Here is a 6,952-nt window from a genome sequence, read left to right as displayed (position 1 = left end):
TCAGGAAGTCCTGGTCCGGCAGATTGCGTCTGCCGGACCAGGACTTCCTGACCGCTGTAGGTGTCGAAGGCGCGGGTCTCGGTGAGTTCGTACTCGTCGGAGGGCGGCAGCGGCAGGCGGTAGCGGTCGGCGAGAACCCGTCCCGCGTAGTCCTCCACGTTGCCTCCCCCGGCCGTACGGTCGGTCAGTTCCGCTCGCCCAGCGGGCCGTTCCGGCTTCGTACGGTCCGCAAGCATTCACGATACGTGCCGGAGGCAACCCGCAGAGAGGGGATGCCACATCTCATTTCCCGTTCCGGGGCCCGCTCATGCTCAGGACTTGGGTTCGAACGACTTCGTCAGCGTCTGCCAGGTGTCCTTGCGCTGCTCACCGTCCCACCGGTCGGCCCTGGCCGTGTACATCAGCGCGTAACCGACCCGGCCCTCGACGACGAACCCCCGGTCGATGGTCCGGTACTTCGTCCCGCTCTCCACGTAGGTGAACTCCCAGTCGGCCGTGTTCCACCCCCGGTAGTCCACCCCCTCGATGCGGATCCTCTGGTACTGCGAACGCACCATGTAGCGTTCCTGGTTCTTCCAGTCCGCCACGGGGTCGCCCTTCGGCGTGGACGTCCAGGCGATGAGCAGCTTCTGCCCGTCGGGCCCGGTGAACCGGTCCCCGGCGCTCCCCGTCGACCGGTACTTCCAGCCCGCGGGCAGCCCGATCGAGTACCCCTGCTTCCCCTCGTACGTCTCCTTCACGGGGGCACCGCCGCCGTCCTCGTCGGAGTCGTCCGAGTCGCCGGAGCCGTTCGACTCTTCGGAGTCGTCGGAGTCGTCGGAATTGCCCGCTCCGTCGCCGCCGGCCCCCGGGGTGTCCGCCGACGCACCGGTTTCCCCGTCCGCCGGTCCGGTCGCCGTGCCGTCGGTGCGGGTGCCGTCGCCCTCGTCGCTCCTGGTGTCCGCGCTCGGCGTCCCGTCGTCGAGGACCTCGCCGACGCCGCTCCCCTTCGCCCCCTGGCCGCTCTCGTCGTCGCCGTCGAGCGCGAAGAACAGCACGGCGCCGAGGACGGCGAGCACCACGGCCACCGCGATGATCACCAGGGTCCGCCGCGGCACGACGTCGGTGAGCGACGCCTTCGGCGCGGGCCTCGCCGGCAGGTCCGGCGGCGTCATCACCGGCCATCCCGAACTCCGCCCGCCCGAGGCCGGCGTGTCCTGCGCGGTCGCCTGTCCCGTGGCCGGGGCGGAAGCGGACGGCGCCGCGCCCGTCCGCGCTCCGGGCGCCCCCGCCGCCCGGGTCCCGGGTGCTCCGCCGGCCCTCGTAGACGCCTCCGGGCCGCCGGACTTGGCGCGTGCCGCGGCCGCCGCTCCGGCCGAACCGGCGACCGCCGCCGCCTTCCGCACGGAACGCAACGCGCCCCGCAGCTTCTCCCCGGGCTCCTCGCCCTGCCCGCTCCCGGAGCCGCTCCGCCCACCGGGCTGCCCGGGCAGCGGCACGACCTTCGTCGCGTCCGCGGGCTCCGACCCGGCCGTCCTGGCCTCCGGCGCGTGGATGACCGCGTTCAGCATCGCCCGGGCACCGGCGTCGTCGAGCCGCTGGGCGGGGTCCTTGGTGAGCAGCCCGTGGATGACGTCCCGAAGCGGTCCCGCGTTCTTCGGCTCCTCGAGCGGCTCGGTCATCACCGCCGTGAGCGTCGCGATCGCGGACCCCTTGTCGTACGGCGGCGAACCCTCCACCGCCGCGTACAGCAGCCCGCCGAGCGACCACAGGTCGGCCGCCGGCCCCGGCTTGTGCCCGCGGGCCCGCTCCGGGGAGATGTAGGAGGGCGCGCCGACCAGCATGCCGGTCGAGGTGATGGACGGGTCGCCCTCGACCTGGGCGATGCCGAAGTCGGTGAGCACCACCCGACCGTCATCGGCGATCAGTACGTTCGACGGCTTCACGTCACGGTGCAGGATGCCCTCGCGGTGCGCGGAGCGCAGCACGTCGAGCACGGCCAGCCCGACCTCGGCGGCACGCTTCGGCTCCAGCAGGCCGTCCTCCCGGATGGCCTCGGCGAGCGACTTGCCCTCGACGAGTTCCATCACGATCCAGGGCCGGTCGTCCTCCTGGACCACGTCGAAGACGGTCACGGCGCTGTTGTTGCGGATCCGTGCGATCGCCTTGGCCTCGCGCAGCGTCCGCGTGATCAGCCGCCGCTTCTCCTCCTCGTCGATGTTCGACGGGAAGCGGAGTTCCTTGACGGCGACGGTACGTCCCAGGGTCTCGTCCTCGGCCCGCCACACCGTCCCCATGCCGCCGCGGCCGAGCACGTCTCCCAGCCGGTACCGCCCGGCGAGGAGACGTGCGTCCTTGTTCTGACGAGATGTCCCCGCCCGCTCCGCCTCCGACATGCGTCCCCTCATGCAACCCGCCCTGACAGAGCCTTCATTGTCCCTCACCCGACAAGTGACCGACGCCCAGGGTGCCTCTGACGGTGTGCCGGGGCCGGGCGCGCGGAGCCCGGCTGAAGGCCTTGTTCCGCCAGCTTGCATGATGAACCTCCGACGAGGGAGGAGCCGGGATGCCGCCGCTTCGGACACTACTGGCCGTTCCCGTGGCCCTCGCTCTGCTCGCTCTGGCCCCGACCGCTTCGTCGGCCCCGGCGGCCTCGCCCGCGGACGCGCTCCTTCCGTCCTGGGTCGCACCGGGCGGGGCCCCGGGCGCGGCCCTGCTGTCCCTGGACGGGAGCGGCTCCCGCTACGCCCACGCCGGAGAGGGCATGGCGCGGGCCGACCACTTCCGCGGCGGAAGCGTCACGAAGACGTTCATCGCGACCGTCGTGCTGCAACTGGCCGACGAGCGGAAGCTGTCGCTGTCCGACACCGTGGAGGAGCATCTGCCCGGCCTGGTACGGGGAGCGGGCAACAACGGCCGCATGCTGACCCTGCGTTCCCTGCTCAACCACACCAGCGGCCTGTACGACTTCTCCGCGGACACGGCAGGCGCCGTCCCGGTCACGCCCCTTCAGGCCGTACGCATCGCGCTCACCCACTCCCCGGCCGACCGCGGCCGCTTCTCCTACTCGAACACCAACTACGTCCTGCTCGGCCTGGTCGTCGAACAGGTCACCGGCCGCTCCTACGCCGTCGAGGCCGAGCGCCGCATCATCACCCCTCTGCGTCTGACGGGCACCTCCTTCCCGGGCTCCCGCAGGTCACTGCCCCGGCCCTACGGCCGCGCCTACGCCGCCGACGGAACCGACGTCACCCTGCTCGACCCGCGGGTGGCCGGCGCCGCGGGCGAGTTGGTGACCACGCTGGCCGACCTGGACCGCTTCTACGCGGCCCTGCTCGGCGGTGAGCTGCTGCCCCCTCCCCGACTGCGCGAGATGCTCGACACCCGTGCCACACACGGCTCGTACGGCTTGGGTCTGTTCCCCGTGGAGCTCCCGTGCGGCACCACCGTGTGGGGGCACAACGGACGCATCTCCGGCAGCTACGTGCGCACCGCGGCCACCGTCGACGGCCGACACGTCCTGACCTTCCGGGTCAACACGGACACAGTGACGGACCCCGGTCTCGAACCCGCGGTGCTCGCGGCCGAGTTCTGCCCCCGCACCCCGTAGAACGACCGGGTTCCGAACGGAGATCCCGGTTTGCGCCACTCGTTCGAGTGACGCGAGGAGCGGTTCGGGCCGGCTCCCTTACAACGGCACGATGTCCGGGGCCCCCAGCCGTGCCGCGTCCGCCGTCAGGTCGTCGGGCTGCCGCTGCGACTCCCGTTCGGCCTCCACCCGCTTCTCGTAGTGCTCCACCTCGCGCTCGATCCGGTCCTCGTCCCAGCCCAGCACCGGGGCCATCAGTTCGGCGGCCTCACGTGCGCTGCGCGTCCCCCGGTCGAACGTCTCGATCGAGATGCGGGTGCGCCGCGTCAGCACGTCGTCCAGGTGCCGCGCCCCCTCGTGCGAGGCGGCATAGACGATCTCGGCGCGCAGATAGTCGTCGGCCGCCTGCAGCGGCTCGCCCAGCGAGGGGTCCGAGGCGATGAGCTCCAGGACCTCCTCCGCCATCGATCCGTACCGGTGCAGCAGGTGCTCCACCCGCACCGTGTGCAGTCCGGTGCGCGCGGCGATCCGCGCCCGCGCGTTCCACAGCGCCCGGTACCCCTCGGCGCCCACCAGCGGCGTGTCCTCGGTGACGCAGTCGGCGACACGCAGGTCGAGCCCGTGCACCGCCTCGTCCACCGCGTCCTTGGCCATGACCCGGTACGTCGTGTACTTGCCGCCCGCCACCACGACGAGCCCCGGCACGGGGTGGGCCACGGTGTGCTCGCGCGACAGTTTGCTGGTGGCGTCCGACTCCCCCGCGAGCAGCGGCCTCAGGCCGGCGTACACGCCCTCGACGTCGTCCCGCGTGAGCGGGACCGCGAGCACCGAGTTGACGTGTTTCAGCAGGTAGTCGATGTCCGCGCTGGACGCGGCCGGGTGCGCCTTGTCGAGGTCCCAGTCGGTGTCCGTGGTCCCGACGATCCAGTGCCGGCCCCAGGGGATGACGAACAGCACGGACTTCTCGGTGCGCAGGATGAGCCCGGTCGTGGAGTGGATGCGGTCCTTGGGGACGACCAGGTGGATGCCCTTGGAGGCCCGGACGTGGAACTGTCCCCGCTCCCCGACCATCGCCTGGGTGTCGTCGGTCCACACCCCGGTGGCGTTGACGACCTGCCGGGCGCGGACCTCGTACTCGCCGCCGCCCTCGACGTCCTGCACCCGGGCGCCGACGACCCGTTCGCCCTCGCGCAGGAAACCGGTCACCCGCGCCCGGTTGGCGACCTTCGCGCCGTACGCCGCGGCCGTGCGGACGAGCGTCGCCACGAACCGGGCGTCGTCCATCTGGGCGTCGTAGTACTGCAACGCCCCGACCAGCGCTTCCCTCTTCAAGCAGGGGGCAACCCGCAGTGCGTGACGTCGGCTCAGGTGGCGGTGCAGGGGCAGGCCCCGCCCGTGGCCGCGGGCCATCGACATGGCGTCGTAGAGCGCGACGCCCGACCCGGCGTACAGCCGCTCCCAGCCCTTGTGCCGCAACGGGTACAGGAACGGCACCGGCCTCACCAGGTGCGGGGCGAGCCGCTCCAGCAGCAGACCGCGCTCCTTCAACGCCTCCCGCACCAGCGCGAAGTCGAGCATCTCCAGATACCGCAGGCCGCCGTGGATCAGCTTGCTGGACCGGCTGGAGGTGCCCGACGCCCAGTCACGCGCCTCGACCAGACCCGTGGACAGGCCGCGGGTCGCGGCGTCGAGCGCGGTGCCCGCGCCGACCACGCCGCCGCCCACCACCAGCACGTCCAGCTCGCGCTCGGCCATGGATGCGAGTGACTCGGCGCGCTGCGCCGGCCCCAGTATCGCTGTCCTCACCGCTGCCTCCCGCTCTTCGATCGCGTAGGCCGCACCCGTCGGGCGAAGCCCGGTCCCCCTCCCTCATGCCCAAATTCTGACCGTCTTGCCCCGCTTCGGCCACCACACACCCGCAGCCCGTGGACAGCCCCGCGGGACGACTCACCGAAACTCGACCGACCAATCCCACATATCGGTCATATTTACTCCTAGTCTGACATTGCGCTCGCCCGTCCTGTCCACAGGGCTTGCGCACCTGTCCCGCTTCGGCTACTGGGAAGGACGGGCCACGCCATGCCCGCAGATCTCGCCGTCATCGGACTCGGACCGTACGGCCTGCCCCTGGCCCAGGCCGCCGTCGCCGCCGGCATCCCCACCATCGGTTACCGGACCGGCCCCGAAGCGGGCTCCCTCACCCCCGCCGAACAGCGCCGCATGCTCGCCCAGGGCTTCCGCACGACGACCAACGCCGCCGAGCTCGGCCGGGTGCGCACCGCGGTCATCTGCGCGCCGACCCCGCGCGGCACGGACGGCGGACCGGACCTGAGCCAGGTCGAGACGGCCGCCCGCGCGCTCGCGGCCCGGCTGCGCCCGCACACCACGGTGATCCTCGAGTCCCCCGCGCTCCCCGGGACGACGGAAGGTCCCCTCCTGCGCCTGCTCGAGTCGGGATCGGGGCTCCGCGCCGGCCGCGACTTCCACCTCGCCTACTCCCCCAGCCGCGTCGACCCCGGCAACCGCGACTTCACCCCCGCCAACACCCCCAAGGTCATCGGCGGCCTCACCCCGGCCTGCACCGAGTCGGCCGCCGCCTTCTACGGACGGCTCACCGACAAGGTGGTCCGCGCGCGCGGTCCCCGCGAGGCGGAGACCGTGCAGCTGCTGGAGACCAATTTCCGGCACGTCAACATCGCCCTGGTCAACGAGATGGCCGTGCTCTGCCACGACCTGGGCGTCGACCTGTGGGACGTCATCCGCTGCGCGGAGACCAAACCCTTCGGCTTCCTCCCCTTCCGCCCCGGCCCCGGCGTCGGCGGCCACACCCTGCCCCAGGACCTGACCGCCCACGCGGGCCGCACCCTGCGCATGGCGGAACTCGCCCAGCAGGTCAACGGCCGGATGCCGCACTACGTCGTCCAGCGCGCCGCCGCGCTCCTCAACGAGCACGGCAAGTCCGCGCGGGGCGCCCGCGTGCTCCTCCTCGGCGTCACCTACAAGGCCGACCTCGCCGACCTGCAGGGCTCCCCCGCCCAGGAGATCGCGATCCGGCTGATGGAGCTCGGCGCGTCCGTCAGCTACCACGATCCGCACGTGCCGTCCTGGAGCGTCCTCGACCGCCCGCTCCCCCGCGCCGACTCCCTCTACGAGGCCGCCGCCGACGCCGACCTGACGATCCTGCTCCAGCAGCACCGCACCTACGACCTGCAGGGCCTGTCGGTGAAGGCCCAGCTGCTGCTGGACACGCGGGGGGCGACCCCCACGGGGGCGGCGCACCGGTTGTGAGAGGGGCGGCCGCCCACCCCCCGAGGATCCGCAAGGGCCGCCTCCTCCGGCACTCCACCGCCCGAAGACGGATCCGGTCCCGGCGGGTGGGCGTGT

4 protein-coding genes are annotated in these 6,952 nt (G+C 72.4%); 2 read left to right on the top strand and 2 right to left on the bottom strand.

Annotated elements, in window-relative coordinates; all coding sequences use genetic code 11:
• Positions 1–311: 311 nt before the first annotated feature.
• A complete protein-coding gene (locus B7L92_RS02340; RefSeq protein WP_081235839.1) occupies positions 312–2,375 on the bottom strand; it encodes a serine/threonine-protein kinase in 2,064 nt (687 codons plus the stop codon).
• A gap of 170 nt (positions 2,376–2,545) precedes the next feature.
• On the opposite strand from B7L92_RS02340, the gene B7L92_RS02335 reads away from it, so the two are divergent.
• Positions 2,546–3,589: a serine hydrolase domain-containing protein gene (locus B7L92_RS02335; protein ID WP_081235838.1), complete on the top strand. Its 1,044-nt coding sequence runs from the start codon at positions 2,546–2,548 to the stop codon at positions 3,587–3,589.
• 78 nt (positions 3,590–3,667) lie between these two features.
• Here the strand turns inward: B7L92_RS02335 and B7L92_RS02330 are convergent, their stop codons facing one another.
• A complete protein-coding gene (locus B7L92_RS02330) occupies positions 3,668–5,374 on the bottom strand; it encodes a glycerol-3-phosphate dehydrogenase/oxidase (protein ID WP_081235837.1) in 1,707 nt (568 codons plus the stop codon).
• A 273-nt stretch (positions 5,375–5,647) separates the two neighbouring features.
• Here B7L92_RS02330 and B7L92_RS02325 point away from each other — a divergent pair, with 273 nt between their 5' ends.
• Positions 5,648–6,856 carry a nucleotide sugar dehydrogenase gene (locus B7L92_RS02325; RefSeq protein ID WP_081235836.1) on the top strand — a complete coding sequence of 403 codons (1,209 nt, stop codon included), beginning with the start codon at positions 5,648–5,650 and terminating at the stop codon, positions 6,854–6,856.
• Positions 6,857–6,952 lie beyond the last annotated feature (96 nt).

The organism is Streptomyces viridosporus (assembly GCF_002078235.1).
In the GTDB taxonomy this organism is placed as follows: Bacteria; Actinomycetota; Actinomycetes; order Streptomycetales; family Streptomycetaceae; genus Streptomyces; species Streptomyces viridosporus.
This window is presented reverse-complemented; position numbering and strand designations above follow the sequence as displayed.

Bases quoted from the DNA above. Each gene is read 5' to 3' on its own strand.
- B7L92_RS02340 (WP_081235839.1), bottom strand. From the start codon at position 2,375: ATGTCGGAGGCGGAGCGGGCGGGGACATCTCGTCAGAACAAGGACGCA.
- B7L92_RS02335 (WP_081235838.1), top strand. From the start codon at position 2,546: ATGCCGCCGCTTCGGACACTACTGGCCGTTCCCGTGGCCCTCGCTCTG.
- B7L92_RS02325 (WP_081235836.1), top strand. From the start codon at position 5,648: ATGCCCGCAGATCTCGCCGTCATCGGACTCGGACCGTACGGCCTGCCC.